Genomic DNA, 523 nt, shown 5'->3' on the forward strand with positions numbered 1-523 from the left:
ACTTCGGCCTTAAAGGACTGTAGGGATACCAAGAAGCGGTAACGCCTCGCTGGCAACCTCTAGGCTCAACGTTTGGGATATCAGGATCAATCTGCGGATAATCTGTTTTTTGCAGTTCCCAGCAGATAAGCCCATCCTTTACAAAGACCTCCCAACTGCAAGCCATCGAACAGTTCACACCATGACCCGTGCGGACACTATAGTCATAGCTCCAACGTTTTCTGTAGAAGTCCTCCCAGGAACGCGAGTCCTTGGTTACGTTAAACCATTTGCTGCTTTTTTTCACAATATGTCCTTGTATTTTTCTTGCGTTTTAAATTCACCTTACATCCACCTTCTTTCTTCCCACTCTGAGGCCTATCAAAGTGAGACCTATCAAAAACACTATGCTTACGATTAAGGTAGGTATGTATTGAGAAGGGAGGCCGGCGGCCACAGTTGCTTCTTGCTCTATGGACTTCAAATACGAAATTACTGCCGCTACTTCACTATCTTCCAATCCGAGCGGCACCATTGGCATGTT

Annotated in this window: 2 protein-coding genes; both read right to left on the bottom strand. The window is 45.9% G+C overall.

Features of this window, described 5'->3' with window-relative positions; genetic code table 11:
* Positions 1 to 286: hypothetical protein (locus QGG57_07140; protein MDP7007927.1), on the bottom strand; the 286-nt coding region annotated here is incomplete at its 3' end.
* A 33-nt stretch (positions 287 to 319) separates the two neighbouring features.
* A partial coding sequence (locus QGG57_07145) for a hypothetical protein (GenBank protein MDP7007928.1) occupies positions 320 to 523 on the bottom strand: 204 nt, incomplete at its 5' end.

This window comes from Candidatus Poseidoniia archaeon (assembly GCA_030748895.1).
In the GTDB taxonomy this organism is placed as follows: domain Archaea; phylum Thermoplasmatota; class Poseidoniia; order MGIII; family CG-Epi1; genus UBA8886.